The following is an 18913-nucleotide window of genomic DNA, read 5'->3' on the forward strand; positions in this document are numbered from 1 at the left end:
GACCGCATCGGGGGGGGTGAGGGGGCGACCCGGCCCGCCCGGCGCCGTGGGGGCGGGGGTTGTGCGTACGCGTGGTGAGACGCTCGCAGCATTGTGGGCCCCGAGTCGCCTCAGCGGGAGACCCGGGCCGGCCGGTATCGCCTTACTGTCGGAAAGCCGACAGAAATTAGCCGCGCACCGCCTTCATCGCCTCGGCCAGCCGCCGAACTCCCTCGTCGATCCGATCCGCGGTGACCGCCGAATAGGCCAGCCGGAGCGCGTGCCGGCCGCCGTCGATCACAAAGTCGCTGCCCTTGACCACCGCGACGCCACGCTCTGCGGCCGCCGGGGCGAGCCGGTCGACCGCCACGTCCTCCGGCAACTCGACCCAGAGGAAGTAGCCGCCGTCCGGCTCCACGAACCGGGCCTCCGGAATGTGCCGGCGCAGCGACTCGGCGAGGACCGTGGCGCGCTCGCCGAGGGCCGCCCGGACCGTCTCGATGGAACGCCCGATGTCCCCCGACACGCAGAACTGGTGCACGATGGCCTGGGAAACCATGCCGGGCGAGATGTAGAGGCTGGTCGCCTTCTTCGCGACGTCGCCGATCAGGTCCGCCGGACCCACCAGGTAACCCACCCGCACCCCCGGGCAGACGGTCTTGGTGAAGCTGGAGGCGTGCACGACCACGTTTCGGGTGTCCATCGACAGCATCGACGGCAGCGCCTCGCCCCGGAATCGGATGTCCGCGTACGGGTCGTCCTCGAAGATCGTGAAACCGAACTCCGCAGCCAGGTCCAGTAGCTCGCGGCGCTTCTCCAGGGACAACGTCACGCCGGCCGGATTCTGGTAGTTCGGAATGACGTGGGCCAGCCGGGGCCGTACCCCGGACTCCAGCAGCTTGCGCAACTCGGCGGTGTCCAGACCGTCCGGCTGGATGGTGACAGCATGCAGCTCACTGCCCATGTTCCGGAGGTTCAGCAGGGTGCGGTCGTAGGTCGGACGCTCCACCACCACCGCGTCGCCGGGGCGGACCAGGTGATCGAAGAGAAAGGCGTCGGCCTGCAACGAGCCGTTGGTGACCAGCACCTGCTCCGCCTCGACACCGTGCTTCTCGGCGATCCACTTCCGGAGCGGGACGTAACCGACGGAAGTGCCGTACGCGGTCACCCCGGCGGGGTCGGCGTCGAAGGCGCGGACGGCTGCGGCCTTGAGCCCCTCGACATCGACGATGTCCAGTGAGGGGGCGCCACGGGCAAAGGAGATCAGCTGCTCGGCGGTCATGGCTGTTCAGCGTACGGGCGGAGGTGGGACGTGCGCGGAAGGCACGGCGATGTCCGCATCCTGAGCCACCGGGTCGGGTGAACGGGCGCGCCCGGTGGCCGACCCACACCCGCCGACTGTGCGGCAGATCAGGCCGGAAGGCCGACCGGCTCGTCCTGCGGCCGGCGTGACGTCCCCGCGACCCGCAGGCCGAGCAGAGTCATCAGCTGCCCCCAGTCGAAGTAGGACCGCCAGGCGGCGATCCGGCCCCGACGCACCCGGACCACGTCCACCACTTCCCAGGCGACGTCCCGTCCGGTGGGCGCGACGGTCCCGAACGGGGTGTGCAGCACGCCGGTGTGGGTGCCGGTCAGCAGGTGCTCGACCGCCGCGCCACCGGCCGTGCGTACCGCACCGAGCGGATCGACCCGCAGGTCGGGAAAGGCACCCGTCCAGGTACGCAGCAGCGCCGGCAACTCGGTCGGACGCACCGTGACACCGGGCATGGCGTAACGCGCGTCCGTCGCGTACAGCTCCGGCAGGCGAGCCACGTCACGCCGCAGGAGCATCTCGTACTGCTGCTGGATCAACCGGTCCGCGCCACGCATCACGCCTCCCCGCGCGGGGCACGATCGGCCCGCGCCCGCAACAGGGGCATTACCCGCCGACCGGCCCGCCCAACCCGGGACGGATCGACCGACCGCCGATCGGCGACCTGGTCAGCCGGTGCCGACCATCCGGCTGGCCGCCCACACCCGCATGATGTCGCGTACGGAGATGACGCCGGCGACCTCACGACCGTCGAGGACGACCAGGTGCCGGAAGCCACCCCGGGCCATCGCCGCCGCCGCTTCCTCGATCGTCCATTCCGGCCCCGCGTAGACGACGTCCCAGGTCAGATGGGCCCCGGTCCGTTCGACGTCGCAGTCAAGACCGGCTCCGATCGCGTTGAGCACATCCCGCTCGGTCATGATCCCGATGCCCTCGGAATCCGGGTCGATCACCACCGCCGACCCGATACGGCGCTCCGACATCATCCGCGCCGCCTGCCGCAGCGTGTGCTCCGGACCGACCACGAGGATCTCACTGGACATAGCTTCCCGAACCTGCATGACACATCACCCCTTTGGGACGGCTGCACCCGGTTACCCGCAATGGTGAGCCCCATAGGTTTCCAGGACAAGACCGGACATCGGCACGGCGGGACGGTCGCGGCTACTGTTCTTGACGTGTCCACCGAGCCGCTGCGCTGCGCGGGAGCGCTGATCGTCGCCCCCGACGGACGCCTGTTCTTCCAACGTCGCTCGCCGCACCGGCGACTCTTCCCCAACTGCTGGGACATCGTCGGCGGCCACCTCGAACCGGGCGAGTCCGTGCAGGACGCGCTGCACCGGGAGGTCACCGAGGAGACCGGCTGGCGGGTGTCCGAGGTGCTCGCCGAGATCGGCGAGTACCGCTACGTCGGGGACGACGGCCTGGCCCGGATCGAGAGCGACTGGCTGGTCCGGGTCGACGGCGAGCTGGCCGCGCCCGTGCTGGAGGCGGGCAAGCACACCGAGTACCGCTGGCTCGGCCCCGACGACCTCGACCTGCTCGACGAGCACCGTGACGTCAACGACGGGTTGATTCGGCACATCGCCGAGCGGGCCTTCGCCGTGCTGCGGTCCATCGGTTCGTGAGCGACACGGTCGGGCTTGCTCCGCACCGGTACGCGGCGTTGGTGGCGCCCGCCGTGGACCGGGTCTTCACCGCAGCCATGCAGGCCGGTCGGCACGGTGGCGGCGCCGAGCTGAGCCAGCGGTACGGCGGCCCGCCCGCCACCGGCTTCCTGGTGGAACTGCGCACCCGGCTGGCCGTACCGGGTGGCACAGTCGACGGCTCGGGGTTCGCCGCGGTGACCCGCTACCGGGACCCGACCGCCTGCCGGCGCAGTCTCGACCGGCATGTCGCGTACGGCATGATCCACCGCCGGGCGGACGGCGGGCTTGCCGCCACCGAGCGGGGCCTGGCCTTTCTCGCCGAGCTTTACCAGGTGCACGCCGAGGTGACCGAGGAGCTGTGGGCCGGCCACCACGACCGGGTGCTGCGGCTGGTGCAGGTCGCCGGCCGGCTGTTGACCGCCGCGCCGGGCGGTGGGGCGTTCCACGCGGTGGCACCCCCGTACGAGCCGGACGGTGCCCCGCCCGGCCTGCTGCTGCTCAACCGGCTCGGCGCGCTGCGCTACCACCGGGCCGACGCGCATGCCGCCGCCTGGGAGGCCGCCGGTCACACCGCCGTGAGCATCGCGGAGCTGCCCGACGGTCCGCAGCGCCAGGCCATCGAGTTGGAGACCGACCGCCGAGCGGCCGGGCCGTACGCCGTGCTGACCGCCGAGGAACGGTTGACCATGCTCGCCGACCTGGCGGCTCTGCCCGGCTGACCGGGGTGCGCACCGGCCGCTGGCCGCTGACCGGCGGCAGCGCCGACGCGGGCGGCGCTATCCTCCTTCGGTGAACGCCGCGAGAACAGGAAACGATGCCGGCATGGTCGGAATGGTGCTGGCGGCTGGCGCAGGTCGCCGGCTGCGCCCGTACACCGACACGCTGCCCAAGGCGCTGGTGCCGGTGGATGGCGAGATCACCATCCTCGACATCGCGTTGCGCAACCTGGCCGAGGTGGGGCTCACCGAGGTCGTGGTGGTGGTCGGCTACGCCGCCGACGCCGTCCGCGAACGCCAGGCCGAGTTGGAGCGCCGGTACGGCGCCACGATCACCCTGGTACCCAACGACAAGGCCGAGGAGTGGAACAACGCGTACTCCCTCTGGCTGGCGCGTGACTGGTTCTCCCGGGGAGTCCTGCTGGTCAACGGCGACACCGTGCATCCGGTGAGCATCGAGAAGACCCTGCTGGCCGAGCGCGGGCCGGGCGTGCTGCTGGCGATCGACACCCTCAAGCCGCTGGCCGAGGAGGAGATGAAGACCACCTTCGACGCCGCCGGCCAGCTCACCCGGATCACCAAGCTGATGGACCCGGGCGAGGCGTACGGCGAGTACATCGGGGCCACCCTCATCGAGCCGCAGGTGGCCGAGGCCCTCGCCGACGCCCTGGAGGCGACCTGGCGGCGCGACCCCAACCTGTACTACGAGGACGGGTACCAGGAGTTCGCCGACCGTGGCGGCGAGGTCCGGGCCGCGCCGATCGGCGACGTGGCGTGGGTCGAGGTCGACAACCACGCCGACCTGACCCGGGCGCGGGAGATCGCGTGCCGCTACTAGCCCGTACCGTCGCGACGCCACTGTCGATCGAGGTCCGCCGGGGCGCGGTGGCCGACCTCGGCTCGCTGCTGGCCGACCGCCGGATCTCCAGCGGTGGCGACGTCGCGGTGGTGGTCGGCCCGGGTCAGGGCGAGAAGATCGTCGAGCTGTGCCGTCCCTCGCTCGGGTCGGCCGACGTGTTCACCGTCGCCGGTGGCAGCGTCGACTCCGCCAACGAACTCGGCGACCAGCTACGCCGCCGCAGCTACGACGCCGTCGTCGGCATCGGCGGCGGGAAGACCATCGACACCGCCAAGTACGCCGCCACCCGCTACGGCATTCCGATGGTCACCGTGGCGACCAGTCTCGCCAACGATGGGATCGCCTCTCCGGTGGCGTCGCTGACCCATGAGGGCGGCAAGGGCTCGTACGGGGTGCACATCCCGATCGCCGTGCTTGTCGATCTCGACTTCGTGGAGAACGGGCCGGACCGGCAGACCCAGGCCGGCATCGGCGACGCGGTGAGCAATCTCAGCGCCTGCGCCGACTGGGAGCTGGCCCACCAGGTTCGCGGTGAGCCGATCGACGGGCTGGCCGTGACGCTGGCCCGCACCGGGGCGGAGGCCCTGGTCAACCATCCCGGCAAGATCACCGACGACGGGTTCCTCACCACGCTGGCCGAGGCGCTGATCCTGGGCGGCATCTCGATGTCGATCTGCGGTTCCAGCCGGCCGGCCAGCGGCGGCGACCACGAGATCTCGCACGCCATCGACCACCTCTTCCCGAGCACCGCCTCGCACGGGGAGCAGGCCGGGCTCGGCGCGCTGTTCTGCACCTTCCTCCGGGGCGACCTGGAACGGTTCGGCCAACTCGCCCGCTGCCTGCACCGGCACGGGCTGTCCACCCGACCCGCCGACCTCGGGCTCACCGACGAGCAGTTCGTCGAGGCGGTGGCCTTCGCCCCGCACACCCGGCCCGACCGTTACACGATCCTCGAACACCTGGCGCTGTCCGCCGACGACCTTCGTACCCGGCTGGGAGACTACGTTGACGCCCTTCGTGAGCACCTTGGCTGAGCCGCCCCACCCCACGGTCGCCGACTTTCACCGGGTGAACCGGGGCGGTGGCCTGTTCAGCGAGTCGGTCAGCCAGTGGATCGGCGCGGTCTTCGCGCTCGTCGCCCAGCGTCTCGGGCTCCGGCCGACCGCGCTGACCGTCACCAACCTGCTGCTCGGGCTGGCCACCTCGGTCACCGTGGTCGCGCTCGCCAGCCCGGTCGCCGCCGGGGACGTGCCGGCGCCGGTGGTCGGGCTGGTCGCGCTCTTCGGCTGGCAGATCGCGTACGCCCTGGACTGCGCCGACGGTCAGCTGGCCCGGGTGACCGGGCAGGGCAGCGCGGCCGGCGCCCGGGTCGACGTGCTCTGTGACGTGGCCGCCCAGATCGCCCTGGTGGCGGCGTTGTCCGCGACCGCCGTGGCGCAGCGCCCGTCGACGCCGGTCTGGTTGGTAGCGGCGTTCGCCGGCACCTGGATGGTCAACCTGGTCACCTCGGTGATGCAGTCCGGCCCGAACGCCGCCAGCATGGTCACCTCCACCAGCCTGCCGGTACGCCTGGTCAAGCTGGTCCGCGACTACGGCGCGGTCATCTTCGTGGCCGCCCTGGTCCTGGCCCTCGCCCCGGCGCTCACCCTCTGGGTGATGATCGCCTTCACTGCGGTCAACGGCGGCTTCCTCCTGGCCAGCATCGCCTTCTCCGCCCGCGCCTCCCTCCGCTGACCGCCCAACCCCACCCCCTGACCCACCCCACCCCCTGACCCACCCCGTTGATCATGAGGTTAGCGGCACCTTGAAGATCAAATAGTGCCGCTAACCTCATGATCAACCCGGTTGGTGGTGGGGTTGATTAGGGGTGGGTCAGGGAGGCGTAGACGTCGATGAGGCGTTTGGTGACCACGTCGGGGTGGAAGGTGCGCTCGTAGCGGTTGCGGGCGGAACTGGACAGGGCGGCGGCTCCGGCGGCGGCTATCGGCAGCGCGGCGGCCAGCGCGGCCGGGTCCGGCGGCACGACCCAGCCGGCCTCGCCGGCCCGGATCCCGACCGGGAGGCCGGTCTGCGGCTGGGTGACCGCCGGTACGGCCTCGCCGGCCTGCGCAACGGGGGCTGTGGGCCCGCCGGGGCTGGGCGGGGCTGGTGCCGAGGCGGTCACCGCGGGACCGGTGCCGGCGGGTTCGCGGGGGGTGTCCGCGCCGACCAGGTACGGGATGCCGCCGAGCGCGGTGCCGAGCACCGGCCGACCGCTGGCCAGCGCCTCGATGATCACTGTGGGCAGCACGTCGTGCCAGGTGGAGGTGGCCAGCACCACGGCGCTCGCGGTCAGCGCGTCACGGACGCCTGCCCGATCGAGCGGGCCGAGGAACGTCACGTCCGCGCGTTCGGCCGCCGCCGCCTCGACCAGTGGGCGCAGTTCGCCGTCCCCGGCCACCCGCAGCGGGCCCAGCGCGCCGTCCGGGTGCCGGCGCCACGCCTCCAGCAGCAGGCCGAGCCCCTTCTCCGGAGAGAGCCGGCCGAGGAAGAGGAAACCCTGGCCGAGCGGAGCGGGCGTGCCCGGGTCGGGGATTCCGTTCGGTTTCACGACGATTCGCGAATCGGGGATGCCGTAGTCACGCAGATGGTCGGCGACCGCGCTGGTCAGCGCGACGAACCGGTCCACCGACTTCCAGGTGCCGCGGTGCACAGCCAGGGTGGTGGCCATCAGCGCGCTCTGCGCCCGCGACCCCCGGTAGCAGCGGTGCACCACCGCCGGCACGCCCAGTGCCCGACCCCGGCAGTCCTGGCAGATCACGCCGTCCCGGAAGTACAACCCCGAGGAGCAGACCTGTCGGTAGTTGTGCACCGTCTGCACCACCGGCACGCCGTGTTTGTGCGCGGTCCGCACCACCCAGGGCGACAGCAGCGGGTACGGGTTGTGCAGGTGCAGCACGTCCGGGCGCTGCTCGGTGAGCAGCCGACCCAGCTCCTGCTGGGCGCGGGGTGCGTAGATCGGGGAGATCGGCAGCAGCGCCTTCGCCGTCTTCGGCATCGCCGGGATCTCGTCGGAACTGCGCAGGAACGGCAGCACCTCCACCCCGGCGGCGGCGAGTTGGGCGATCTCGGCGTCGACGATGGTGTTCTCACCGGACGGCTGAGCTTCCCGGTACCGGTTGTGCGCCACCACGATTCTCACGGGAAAGAAGGCTACCGTTGGACGATGCCCGAACTACCGGAGGTGGAGGCGCTCGCCGGTTACCTGCGACAGCGCGCGGTGGGCCGGCGGGTCGACCGCCTGGAGGTCGCCGCGATCAGCGCCCTGAAGACGTACGACCCGCCGCCGACCGCCGTCGCGGGCCGGGCGGTGACCGACGCGCGGCGGTACGGCAAGTTCCTTGACGTGGTCTTCGACGGCGGCCTGCACCTGGTGGTCCACCTGGCCCGCGCCGGCTGGCTGCACTACCGGGAGGCGTTCGCCTCGGCCGTTCCGTTGCGACCCGGCAAGGGGCCGATCGCGATCCGGGTGCGCCTCGACGACGGCTCCGGCTTCGACCTGACCGAGGCCGGTACGCAGAAGAAACTCGCCGCCTACCTGGTGACGGATCCGCAGGCGGTGCCCGGGGTGGCCAAGCTCGGGCCGGACGCGCTCTCGGCCGACCTCGCCACCTTCGCCGGTGCGCTGCGCAGCCGCCGGGGCCAGGTCAAGGGGGTCCTCACCGACCAGGCGGTGCTCGGCGGGGTCGGCAACGCGTACTCCGACGAGATCCTGCACACCGCGAAGCTGTCGCCGTTCGCGTTGACCGACCGGCTGACCGACGACCAGATGGCGACCCTGCACGCGGCGACCCGCCGGGTGCTCGGCGACGCGGTGACCCGGTCGCTGGGGCAGCGGGCCGCGGAGTTGAAGGGCGAGAAGCGGTCCGGCCTCAAGGTGCACGCCCGCACCGGGCTGCCCTGCCCGGTCTGCGGAGACACCGTCCGGGAGGTCTCGTTCGCCGACTCCAGCCTCCAGTACTGCCCGACCTGCCAGACCGGCGGCAAGCCCCTTGCTGACCGAAGGTTGTCCCGACTTGTACGGTGAGTCACACCACTCGCTGATTACGCAGCGGAATCGGACGTGCGGTGCGCAACCACCGGTCCGGCGCTCTACCCGGGCCGTCATCCATCGGTATAGTGGCCCGGTCCCCGGCCTGCGAATGGCGTGGGGCCGGCCAGATCCCAGGCGGTAGGTGGCCGCCGCGCAAAGTCCCTCGGGTCGGCAACGGAACGGAACTCGCGTGGGAAACTGGAACGGTGGGCGACCCGGGCGGTCACGGCGAGTGAACGCGGCGGGTCATGCGGGAGGACATGAGTGAGGTGACGACCAGCCTCCAGCGCCCGGTGACCAACGAAGGCCGGAGCAGACTCGTGCGGCACGTCGACAGCTTCGAGATCCAGCCGCCGAACCCGCCATCCCCGAACGGCGTACCCCGATCGGCGTGGGCCCGGGCCCGGCGGCGGGTGTCGCGCTGGCACCGGCCCTACACGGCGATCCTGCTGCTGCTCGACTTCGCCGCGGCGGCCTTCGCCAGCTACACCGCGATCCACACCTTCGACCAGGCCACCGCGGGTTTCCACCAGGCGCAGAACGACCCGACCTGGTTCTACACGGTCGCGTTCCTGCTGCTGCCGCTCGGCTGGCTGGTCATCCTCTGGTTCAACGGCACCTACGACCGACGTTGTCTCGGGCTCGGGCCGGACGAGTTCAAGCGGGTGATCCGGGCCGGGGTTACCGTCTGTGCGGCGGTGTCGTTCCTCGCCTTCGCCACCAAGACCGACCTGTCCCGGTTCACCGTCGGCACGGCGTTGCTGCTGGCGTTGCTGCTGATCCTGCTGGGCCGGATCCTGGCCCGTTTCGTGCTGCACACCGTCCGGCGCAACATCCAGCAGGCGGCGCACCGGATGGTGCTGGTCGGCACCCTGCCGGAATGCCTGGAGGTGTACACGGCGGTCACCCGCACCCCGGCCGCCGGGCTCGTCCCGGTAGCCATCCACATCACCGACGGGTACGCGGCGGCCAAGGGCGTGCAGACCCCGGTTCCGGTGTACGCGGGCCGCGACGTGCTGGCCCTGGTACGCGAGGTGGGCGCGGACACCATCGCGGTCTGCGGCTCGGCCAGCGCTGAGCCCGGTGAGCTACGTCGCCTGGCCTGGCAGTTGGAGGGCTCCGGCGTCGATCTGGTGGTGGCGCCGCAACTGACCGACATCGCCGGCCCCCGGGTGCACATCCGCCCGATCGAGGGCCTGCCGCTGCTGCACGTCGAGGAACCCACCCTCTCCGGGCCGGCCCTGCTGGCCAAGAACATGATGGACCGCGTCGCCGCCGGGCTCGGCCTGCTCGCGCTGATCCCGGTCTTCATCGCGATCGCCATCGCCATCCGGGTCTCCGATCCGGGTCCGGTCTTCTTCCGGCAACCCCGGGTGGGGCACGAGGGGCGCACGTTCCGGGTGTGGAAGTTCCGGACCATGTACGTCGACGCGGAGGACCGGCTGGCCAGCCTGGTCGACCAGAACGAGACCGACGGCATGTTGTTCAAGATGAAGCAGGATCCCCGGGTCTTCCCGGTGGGCCGCTTCCTGCGTGCCTCGTCGCTGGACGAGCTGCCGCAGCTGATCAACGTGCTCAAGGGTGAGATGTCGCTGGTCGGGCCGCGCCCGCTGCCCGCCGACGACGGCGACTTCCTGGGTGATGTGCGACGCCGGCTGCTGGTGCGCCCGGGTATGACCGGGTTGTGGCAGGTGTCCGGCCGCTCCGATCTCTCCTGGGACGAGGCCGTCCGGTTGGACCTGTACTACGTCGACAACTGGTCGCTGGCGTACGACCTGAGCATCCTGTGGCGCACGGTAGGCGTGGTGGTGGCGCGCAAGGGCGCGTACTGACCGGTGCCCACCCCTTTCCCGCAGCGTCCGCAACCAGCAGGATCGTCGACGTGGGTGGCAACATATCCGCCGTGATCGGCGTCTTCTCCCTGGTCAGTGTGCTGGCCGGGGCGCTGTTCGCGGTCGGCCGGCTACGTGGGCGGCGCGGCATCGCCACGCCCGGACAACGGGCCACCTACGAGGTGCTGCACACCGCCGGGCTGGCGGCCGAGCCGCTGCGGGCCGGGCTGAACCCGGCCGGCGCGGCAAAGGCCGCCCGCCACCTGCGCACCCTGGTCGGCGCGGAAGGGCTGGCGTTGACCGACACCGACGACCTGCTCGCGCTCGACGGACGCGGCGCGCACCACCGGGAGCAGCTGCGGACCGCCGCCCGGCGGGTGATCGCGTCCGAGCGTTCCACCGTGCTGGGCGAGGCGGAGCTGACCTGCGACCGGATCGACTGCCCGGTCCGGGGCGCGGTGGTGGCCCCGCTCGGTGGGGCGTCCGGCCGGATCACCGGCGCGCTGGTCGCCGTCACCGACGGCGCTCCGGCACCCGGGCTGGTCCAGGCCACCCTGGAGACCGCCCACTGGGCCGGCAGCCAACTGGCCCTGGCGGAGCTGGACTCGTCCCGGGAGCGGTTGGCCCGGGCCGAGGTACGCGCCCTGCGCGCGCAGATCAGCCCGCACTTCATCTACAACGCGCTGACCGCGATCGGTTCCTTCGTCCGCACCGATCCGGAGCGGGCCCGGGAGCTGATCCTGGAGTTTGCCGAGTTCACCCGGTACTCGTTCCGGGCGCACGGCGAGTTCACCACGCTGGCTGAGGAGCTGCGCTCGATCGACCGCTACCTGACCATCGAGCGGGCCAGGTTCGGTGACCGGCTTCAGGTGCGGCTCCAGATCGCCCCCGAGGTGCTGCCGGTGACCCTGCCGTTCCTGTGCCTGCAACCACTTGTCGAGAACGCGGTCCGCCACGGGTTGTCGCGCAAGCCGGGCACGGGCATGGTGAGCATCGAGGCTCGGGATGCGGGCGCTGAATGCCACATAACGGTGGAGGACGACGGAGTGGGGATGGATCCGGCCACGCTGACCGCGGGAATCGCCGAGCTGGCCGGATCGACCGGCGACCCGGGGGACGATCCGGGCCAGCACGTCGGGTTGTCGAACGTCGACGAGCGCCTGCGCTCGGTCTTCGGTGACGGCTTCGGCCTGGTCGTCGAGACCGGTGTCGGCTCGGGTACGAAGGTGAGCATGCGGGTGCCGAAGTTCCACCCCGGCGTACGGGCGGGTTCGTGACCGGCTCCGGCCCGACCGCCGCCACCGGCTTCCTGCGGGTGCTGGCGGTCGACGACGAGCCACCGGCGCTGGACGAGCTGGCGTACCACCTGCGGGCCGATCCCCGGGTGGCCCGGCTGTACACGGCCGGCGACGCCACCGAGGCGCTGCGGGTGCTCCGCGACGACGACGTGGACGTGGTCTTCCTGGACATCCGGATGCCCGGTCTGGACGGCATGGAGCTGGCCCGGGTGCTGCGCCGCTTCGCCCACCCTCCGGCGATCGTCTTCGTCACCGCGTACGACGACGGTGCCGCGGACGCCTTCGACGTGGGCGCCACCGACTACGTGCGCAAGCCGGTACGCGCCGAGCGGCTGGCCGAGGCGCTGCGCCGGGTGGTCGGCTCGCGGGTGGTGCCCACCCATCCCGCCGCGCTGGCCCGGGCCGAGGAGGATCCCACCATCCCGGTCGAGCTGGCCGGCACCACCCGGATGCTGCCCCGGTCCGCCGTGCGGTGGGTCGAGGCACAGGGCGACTACGCCCGGCTGCACACGGCGGACGGGTCACACCTGGTGCGGGTGTCGCTGGCCACGCTCGCCGAACGGTGGGCCGACGCCGGGTTCGTCCGGATCCACCGGTCGTACCTGGTGCAGCTCCGGCTTATCGCCGAACTCCGTCTGGTCAACTCCGGCTACGTGGTGGTCATCGACGGTACTGAGCTGCCGGTGAGCCGCCGGCACACCCGGGAGCTGAAGGACAAGCTGGTCCGGGCCGCCAAGCAGGAGTGGAGCCGCTGATCGGCGGGGTTGTCCACCGCGTTGTCCACAGGCCCGACTCGTTGTCCACACCGTTGTCCACAGGCCGCTTGACAATCCCGCCGGGCGGACGAGACTGCCGGGATGGCCGCCGAGGATGCACTGCCGGCACCCCGCCGACCCGATCCGCCCGGAACCGTAGACGAGGGCGTCGGGTCCGGGCCGCCCGCGCGTACCCGGGTGGTGTTGGCCGAGGTCTCCCGCCGGCCGCACTGGCCAGCGGGTACCCACACCGAGCTGACCCAGCAGACCCGGGTCGGTGAGGCGCTCGTCCGCGGTCTGGTCCGCGCTCAACTGGCCCTGGCGCTGCAACTGTCGGCGGTGGTGATGGTCGGGCTGGGCGGGCTGCCCTGGCTGTTCGCCATCGCCCCCTCGGTCGGCCGGATGACCGTGCTCGGCGTCAACCTGCCATGGCTGCTGCTCGGGGTGCTCTCCTTCCCGTTCCTGGTGGCCGTCGGCTGGACGTACGTCCGGCTGGCCGAGCGCAACGAGCAGGACTTCACCGACCTGGTCCAGCGGCCGGAGCGCTGACGTGGGCAACGACCTCGTCGTACCGGCGATCGTGGCGGTCACCCTGGTCACCGTCGCCATCGGCTTCTACGGGCTACGGCTGGCCCGCACCACCTCCGACTTCCTGGTCGCCTCCCGGGTGGTCAGCCCCACCTGGAACGCAGCCGCGATCGGCGGCGAGTACCTGTCGGCGGCGAGTTTCCTCGGCGTCGCCGGGCTGATCCTCAAGTACGGCGTGGACGTGCTCTGGTACCCGGTCGGGTTCGCCGCCGGATACCTGGCCCTGCTGCTGTTCGTGGCCGCACCGCTGCGCCGGTCCGGCGCGTTCACCCTGCCCGACTTCTGCGAGCTGCGGCTCGGGTCCCGCCGGCTACGCACGCTGGCCACCATCTTCGTGATCTTCATCGGCTGGCTCTACCTGGTGCCGCAGCTTCAGGGCGCCGGCCTGACGCTGGCCACGCTGGCCGGCTCGCCGTACCCGGTCGGCGCGCTGGTGGTGGCCGCCGTCGTGACCGCGAACGTGGCCCTGGGCGGGATGCGGGCGGTCACCTTCGTGCAGGCGTTCCAGTACTGGCTCAAGCTGACCGCGCTCGCCGTACCGGCGATCTTCCTGGCCCTCCAGTGGCAGGCCGACGGCCGTCCGGCGGTGACCCCGCCGGACGGGGCCACGTTCCGGACGGCAACCACCGTCGTGGTCGAGCAGCAGGCCGTGCTCACCCTCGCCGACGGCCAGACCCTGGAGGTACGCCCCGGCGACGAGCTGAGCTTCGCCGAGGGCGAACCGGTGCCGGAGGTCTCCGGGGTGGCCAACGGGGCCACCGACTGGCTGCTGCCCAGTGACGCCGGTTCCGACGACCGGGGACTGTTCGGCACGTACTCGCTGATCCTGGCCACCTTCCTGGGCACCATGGGGCTGCCGCACGTTCTGGTGCGCTTCTACACCAATCCCGACGGGGCCGCCGCCCGCCGGACCACCCTGGTGGTGCTGGCCCTGGTCGGCGTCTTCTACCTGCTGCCCACCATCTACGGCGTGCTGGGCCGGATCTACACACCGCAACTGCTGATCACCGGCCAGACCGATGCGGTGGTGGTGCTGCTGCCCGAGGCGGCACTCGGTGCCGGGACCACCGGTCGCCTACTGGCCGCGCTGGTCGCCGCCGGGGCGTTCGCGGCCTTCCTGTCCACCTCGTCCGGGCTGCTCACCAGCGTCGCCGGGGTGATCTCCACCGATGTGCTCGGTCGAGGCTCGGTGCGCGGCTTCCGGCTGGCGACAGTGATCGCCGGGGTGGTGCCGACGGTCCTCGCCCTCAACGTCTCCGGCCTGGACGTCTCGCAGGTGGTGGGCCTGGCGTTCGCGGTCGCCGCGTCCAGCTTCTGCCCGCTGCTGGTGCTCGGCATCTGGTGGCGGGGCCTCACCGACGCGGGCGCCGCCGCCGGAATTCTCGTCGGCGGCGGCGCCGCCGTGACCTCGGTCCTGATCACCGTCCTCGGCCCGGCCATGACCGGCTGGCCGGCCACCCTGATCGCCCAGCCGGCCGCCTGGACGGTGCCGCTGGCCTTCACGGTGATGATCGCGGTCTCGCTGGCCACCCGCCGCCGCGCCCCGGCCGACATCGGCCGCACCATGCTCCGCCTGCACGCCCCCGACGCCCTCCGCTCGTGAGGAAGCGTCCTTCCGGCCCCGACTCCCACGCTGGTCCGACTCGGGGATGAGCTGCGGATCCTCCTCCGGTCGGGCGGCGGGTTGGTCGGCACGGGATACGGTCGGGCGCATGACTGGTGAGCACCCGGCGCTGGCGCTACGCGGCCTGGCCAAGAGCTTCGACGGCAAGGTCGCGGTGGCCGGCGTGGATCTCGACGTCCCGGCTGGCTCGTTCTACGGGCTGCTCGGCCCGAACGGCGCCGGCAAGACCACCACCCTGTCCATGGCGGTCGGGCTGCTCCGGCCTGACGCCGGAGGCGCCTGGGTGCTGGGCCACGACGTGTGGGCCGACCCGGTCACCGCGAAGCAGCTGCTCGGCGTCATGCCGGACGGGGTACGCCTGTTCGACCGGCTCAGCGGGGCCGAGCTGCTCGCGTACCACGGCCTGCTGCGCGGCATGGACCCGGCCGTGGTCGACCAGCGGGCGGCCGAGCTGCTCGACGTGCTGGCCCTCGCCGACGCCGGTCGGACGCTTGTGGTCGACTACTCCGCCGGCATGAAGAAGAAGATCGGGCTGGCCTGTGCGTTGTTGCACGGGCCCCGGCTGCTCGTGCTGGACGAACCATTCGAGGCGGTCGACCCGGTCTCGGCGGCGCTGATCCGGGACATCCTCAAGCGGTACGTGGCCGGCGGCGGGACGGTGGTCTTCTCCAGCCACGTCATGGAGGTCGTGCAACGGCTCTGCTCACACGTGGCGATCCTCGCCGGTGGGACCATCAAGCGGGTCGGCACCCTGGAGCAGGTCCGCGGCGACCGTTCGCTGGAAGACGTCTTCGTCGAGGTGGTCGGCGGGCGTACCGCCACCGGTGAGGAGCTGGCGTGGCTGTCCCGGTGACCGCACCGGCGAACCGGGTGCGGCCGGTCTCGGCGCGTCACTTCGTCCGACTCAAGCTGCGGGTGATGGGCAACAACTTCCGCGGTCAGGGCTGGCGGGTGGCGCTGTTCCTGGTCGGCTCGCTGATCGGGCTCTGGTTCGCGGTCGGCGCCTTCTTCGGCCTGGCGGCTCCCGGGCTGGCCGGCGACGACCGGTACGCCCTGCTGGTCGCCGCGTTCGCCGGTGGGCTGACGGTGCTCGGTTGGCTGCTGCTGCCGCTGGTCTTCTTCGGCGTCGACGAGACACTCGACCCGGCCCGGTTCGCGCTGCTGCCGCTGTCCCGACGCACCCTGGTGACCGGGCTGTTCGCGGCGGCGCTGGTGAGCGTACCCACGGTCGCCATGCTGCTGGCCCTCTCGGGTCTTGTGGTCACCGCCGGGGTGTTCGGCGGTTGGTCGGCCGCCCTGGTCACCGCCGTCGGGGTGGTCTGCGGGCTGCTCCTCTGCGTGGCCGGTGCCCGAGCGGTGACCAGCGCATTCGCCTCGATGCTGCGCTCCCGCCGGGTACGCGACCTGGCGGCCGTCCTGCTCGCGGTGCTCGCCGCGTCGCTCGGCCCGTTGCAGCTCGCCGGCGTGGCGGCGATCCAGGACACCGACTGGGACCGGCTCACCGGCGTGGCGACGGTGATCGGCTGGACCCCCTTCGGTGCCCCTTGGACGGCGGGCATCGACGTGGCGCAGGGCCGCGCCTGGGCCGCACCCGTGAAGCTGCTGATCACCGTGGTGACGATCGTCGCGCTGCTGGCCTGGTGGTCACGCTCGCTGGAGTCGGCGATGGTGGGCGCGGCGACCGCCGGACCCACCCGGGCACGGCCCGGAGTGACCGGCGGCGTGGTGACCCAGCTCTTTCCCCGGGCCGCCGGCTGGCTGCGTCGGGATCGCTTCGGTGCCCTGGTCGCCCGGGAGGCCCGCTACTGGTGGCGGGACGCCCGACGACGCGCCAACCTGATCACGATCGCGGTGGTCGGTCTCTTCGTGCCGGTAATGGTCAACTTTGGTGGGCAGGGCTTCACGATCGACAGCGACCAGGGCTTCAGCGCTGCGGGGGACTCCTCGCCGGTGCTGGTCAGCCTCTCCATGCTCTTCGTCGGGCTGCTCGCCGCCGTGACCCTGGCGAACCAGTTCGGCTTCGACGGCAGCGCGTACGCGGCAAACGTGGTGGCCGGCGTACCGGGTCGGCTGGAGTTGCGCGCCCGGATCACCGCGTTCTCGCTCTACGTGCTGCCGATGCTGGCGGTGGTCGCCGTGGTGATCGCGCTGGTGCTCGGCGAACCGACGTGGATCGGATTCATGGCGGGTGCGCTGGTCGCCACCTACGGTGCCGGGCTGGCGGTCAACTCGTTCGTCTCCGTGCTGGGCGCGTACTCGCTGCCGGAGACGAGCAACCCGTTCGCGATGAACAGCGGGGCCGGGGTGGTGAAGGGGATGCTGACGCTGCTGGCCATGGTGGCCACCAGCGCGCTCGCCGCACCGATGGTGCTCGCCGCGGCACTGCTCGGCGACGCCTGGCTCTGGCTCGGCCTGCCGTTGGGCGTGGCCTACGGCGTCGGCGCGGCGCTGCTCGGCGCGTACCTGGCCGGCGACGTGCTGGACCGCCGCCAACCCGAACTGCTCGCCCTGGTCACCCCGCGCCGCTGACCGCCGGCTGCTGGACCGTCGCTGACCGCCGCTGACCGTCGCGCAAGATGCGGCATGTCGCGGCATCCCTACCGGGAGATACCCCAACATGCCGCATCTCGTGAGCGGTAGCCGAGGCCGAGAACCGGGCAGACGGGTCACAATGTTTCACGTGAATCATGAGCCGGGTGCCCGGATCCATCACACCGACCCGTTCGCCGCGCCGGCCGACCAACGGTCGCCCGTACGCCGGCTGCGGGGCCGGCTCGCCGCGCCGGTGACCCTCTGGACGGCGCCCGGACCGGCCGGGCTGACGGTGTCATCGACCCTGGTCGCCGAGGGCGAGCCGGGCCGGCTGCTCGGACTGGTCGACGCCGAGTCGGAGCTGTGGGCGGCGGTCGAGGAGACGGGCCGGTTCGCCGTGACCCCGCTCGGCCCACCACACCGACAGCTTGCCGACCGGTTCGCCGGTATGTTCCCGTCACCGGGTGGCCTCTTCGCCACCGGCACCTGGCTCGACACGCCGTACGGTCCGGTGCCGGGCGACGCGGGTGGCTGGGCCGGTTGCCGCCTCGACGGTAACCGGGAGTACGGCTGGAGCCTGCTGGTGGAGGCGACCATCGAGCGCGTGGAGCTGGCCGACGACGCCGAGCCGCTGCTGCACCACCGGGGTCGCTACCGGGAACTGGCCTGACCGTTGCGACGGACCGACCACCCGCTCCTTTAGGCTGACCAGTCATGAAGGTTGAGCAGCGCTTCGGTCCCGGTCATCGGATCCTGGTCACCGGCGGCGCCGGTTTCGTTCCGTCGCACCTGGTGGATTCCCTGATCGAACGCGGCTGCACAGTCGTCGCTCTCGACAACTTCGTCACCGGGTCCAAGGAAAACGTCGCGCACCTGCTCGACACGCCGAACTTCACCCTGGTGGAAGCCGACATCGCCGACGGCCTGCCCAGCCATCCGGCGTTGGCGGAACGCTTCGACGCGATCCTGCACATGGCCTCACCGGCCAGCCCGACCGACTTCGAGAAGCTGCCGGTGGAGATCCTTCGGGTCGGCTCGGTGGCCACCCTGCACCTGCTGGAGCGGGCCGCCGCCGACGGCGCCCGGTTCCTGATGGCCTCCACCTCCGAGGCGTACGGCGACCCGAAGGAGCACCCGCAGCGGGAGACGTACTGGGGCAACGTCAACCCGATCGGCATTCGCAGCGTCTACGACGAGGCGAAGCGGTTCTCGGAGGCCGCGACGATGGCGTACCGCCGCAGTCGCGGCGTGGACACCGCGATCGTGCGGATCTTCAACACCTACGGGCCGAGGATGCGGCCGGACGACGGACGGGCCATCCCGACCTTCATCTCTCAGGCGCTGCGCAACGAGCCGATCACCGTGCACGGCACCGGCAACCAGACGCGTTCCATCTGCTACGTCGCCGACCTGGTCCGGGGCATCCTGCTGCTGCTGGACTCGACCGAGAGCGGGCCGGTGAACTGTGGCACCGAGCACGAGATGAGCATGCGGGAGCTGGCCGAGACGATCGTGTCGCTCTGTGGCAGCCGATCCGAGGTGACTTACGTCACGCGCAGTGCCGACGACCCGGAAATGCGCCGTCCGGACCTCACCCTCGCCCGCGAAGCACTCGGCTACGAGCCCACCGTCGCACCCGAGGAGGGACTGCGGCGCACCATCGACCACTTCCGCCAGCGGCTGGGGTAGTCGCCACC

19 protein-coding genes are annotated in these 18913 nt (G+C 71.7%); 15 read left to right on the forward strand and 4 right to left on the reverse strand.

From position 1 onward, the window contains the following. Nucleotides 1-166: 166 nt before the first annotated feature. The 3 genes from KBX50_RS08760 to KBX50_RS08770 form a co-directional block, all read right to left on the reverse strand. The gene (locus tag KBX50_RS08760) at nucleotides 167-1261 is read right to left on the reverse strand and encodes a PLP-dependent aminotransferase family protein (protein WP_210936157.1); all 1095 of its coding nucleotides are present in this window, start codon (nucleotides 1259-1261) and stop codon (nucleotides 167-169) included. Between the two features lie 128 nt (nucleotides 1262-1389). Then, nucleotides 1390-1848, reverse strand: a complete 459-nt coding sequence (locus tag KBX50_RS08765) for an ester cyclase (protein ID WP_093410771.1) — start codon at nucleotides 1846-1848, stop codon at nucleotides 1390-1392. A gap of 111 nt (nucleotides 1849-1959) precedes the next feature. Next, nucleotides 1960-2352, reverse strand: coding sequence for a cyclic nucleotide-binding/CBS domain-containing protein (locus tag KBX50_RS08770; protein ID WP_093410774.1), 393 nt, complete (start codon nucleotides 2350-2352; stop codon nucleotides 1960-1962). Nucleotides 2353-2469: 117 nt separating this feature from the next. Between KBX50_RS08770 and KBX50_RS08775 the strand changes: the two genes are divergently transcribed. The 5 genes from KBX50_RS08775 to KBX50_RS08795 all read left to right on the forward strand — a co-directional run bounded on the left by KBX50_RS08775 (nucleotide 2470) and on the right by KBX50_RS08795 (nucleotide 6249). Further along, nucleotides 2470-2919 (forward strand): NUDIX domain-containing protein, encoded by a 450-nt coding sequence (locus tag KBX50_RS08775; RefSeq protein WP_307870891.1) that lies wholly within the window; start codon nucleotides 2470-2472, stop codon nucleotides 2917-2919. After that, complete coding sequence (locus KBX50_RS08780; protein ID WP_210936161.1) at nucleotides 2916-3659, forward strand: hypothetical protein; 744 nt, start codon at nucleotides 2916-2918, stop codon at nucleotides 3657-3659. Before KBX50_RS08775 ends, KBX50_RS08780 begins: the two co-directional genes overlap by 4 nt. Nucleotides 3660-3762: 103 nt before the next feature. Then, on the forward strand, nucleotides 3763-4494 hold the full coding sequence (locus KBX50_RS08785) for a sugar phosphate nucleotidyltransferase (RefSeq protein ID WP_210936359.1): 732 nt from the start codon (nucleotides 3763-3765) through the stop codon (nucleotides 4492-4494). Next, nucleotides 4482-5549, forward strand: coding sequence for an iron-containing alcohol dehydrogenase family protein (locus KBX50_RS08790; RefSeq protein ID WP_210936163.1), 1068 nt, complete (start codon nucleotides 4482-4484; stop codon nucleotides 5547-5549). The genes KBX50_RS08785 and KBX50_RS08790 overlap by 13 nt, the downstream gene beginning before the upstream one ends. Beyond that, on the forward strand, nucleotides 5533-6249 hold the full coding sequence (locus tag KBX50_RS08795) for a CDP-alcohol phosphatidyltransferase family protein (RefSeq protein WP_210936165.1): 717 nt from the start codon (nucleotides 5533-5535) through the stop codon (nucleotides 6247-6249). Before KBX50_RS08790 ends, KBX50_RS08795 begins: the two co-directional genes overlap by 17 nt. Nucleotides 6250-6376: 127 nt before the next feature. Here KBX50_RS08795 and KBX50_RS08800 read toward each other — a convergent pair whose 3' ends face one another. Beyond that, nucleotides 6377-7696, reverse strand: a complete 1320-nt coding sequence (locus KBX50_RS08800; RefSeq protein WP_210936167.1) for a glycosyltransferase family 4 protein — start codon at nucleotides 7694-7696, stop codon at nucleotides 6377-6379. Between the two features lie 24 nt (nucleotides 7697-7720). Between KBX50_RS08800 and KBX50_RS08805 the strand changes: the two genes are divergently transcribed. The 10 genes from KBX50_RS08805 (at nucleotide 7721) to KBX50_RS08850 (ending at nucleotide 18905) form a co-directional block, all read left to right on the forward strand. Then, complete coding sequence (locus KBX50_RS08805) at nucleotides 7721-8581, forward strand: Fpg/Nei family DNA glycosylase (protein WP_210936169.1); 861 nt, start codon at nucleotides 7721-7723, stop codon at nucleotides 8579-8581. A gap of 266 nt (nucleotides 8582-8847) precedes the next feature. Beyond that, nucleotides 8848-10419, forward strand: coding sequence for a sugar transferase (locus KBX50_RS08810; protein ID WP_210936171.1), 1572 nt, complete (start codon nucleotides 8848-8850; stop codon nucleotides 10417-10419). A gap of 50 nt (nucleotides 10420-10469) precedes the next feature. Further along, nucleotides 10470-11696, forward strand: a complete 1227-nt coding sequence (locus KBX50_RS08815; RefSeq protein WP_210936172.1) for a sensor histidine kinase — start codon at nucleotides 10470-10472, stop codon at nucleotides 11694-11696. Then, nucleotides 11693-12472 carry a LytTR family DNA-binding domain-containing protein gene (locus KBX50_RS08820; protein WP_210936173.1) on the forward strand — a complete coding sequence of 260 codons (780 nt, stop codon included), beginning with the start codon at nucleotides 11693-11695 and terminating at the stop codon, nucleotides 12470-12472. The genes KBX50_RS08815 and KBX50_RS08820 overlap by 4 nt, the downstream gene beginning before the upstream one ends. Nucleotides 12473-12574: 102 nt before the next feature. Beyond that, complete coding sequence (locus KBX50_RS08825; RefSeq protein ID WP_247673362.1) at nucleotides 12575-13021, forward strand: hypothetical protein; 447 nt, start codon at nucleotides 12575-12577, stop codon at nucleotides 13019-13021. A 1-nt stretch (nucleotide 13022) separates the two neighbouring features. After that, nucleotides 13023-14663, forward strand: coding sequence for a cation acetate symporter (locus KBX50_RS08830; protein WP_210936174.1), 1641 nt, complete (start codon nucleotides 13023-13025; stop codon nucleotides 14661-14663). A gap of 109 nt (nucleotides 14664-14772) precedes the next feature. After that, on the forward strand, nucleotides 14773-15537 hold the full coding sequence (locus KBX50_RS08835; protein WP_210936175.1) for an ABC transporter ATP-binding protein: 765 nt from the start codon (nucleotides 14773-14775) through the stop codon (nucleotides 15535-15537). After that, a complete protein-coding gene (locus tag KBX50_RS08840) occupies nucleotides 15522-17213 on the forward strand; it encodes an ABC transporter permease (protein WP_210936176.1) in 1692 nt (563 codons plus the stop codon). The genes KBX50_RS08835 and KBX50_RS08840 overlap by 16 nt, the downstream gene beginning before the upstream one ends. Nucleotides 17214-17355: 142 nt before the next feature. Then, nucleotides 17356-17886, forward strand: a complete 531-nt coding sequence (locus KBX50_RS08845; protein WP_210936178.1) for a flavin reductase family protein — start codon at nucleotides 17356-17358, stop codon at nucleotides 17884-17886. Between the two features lie 44 nt (nucleotides 17887-17930). Continuing rightward, nucleotides 17931-18905: an NAD-dependent epimerase/dehydratase family protein gene (locus tag KBX50_RS08850; protein WP_210936180.1), complete on the forward strand. Its 975-nt coding sequence runs from the start codon at nucleotides 17931-17933 to the stop codon at nucleotides 18903-18905. The last annotated feature ends 8 nt before the right edge of the window (nucleotides 18906-18913 follow it).

Source organism: Micromonospora sp. C51 (assembly GCF_018070435.1).
Lineage (GTDB): Bacteria > Actinomycetota > Actinomycetes > Mycobacteriales > Micromonosporaceae > Micromonospora > Micromonospora sediminimaris.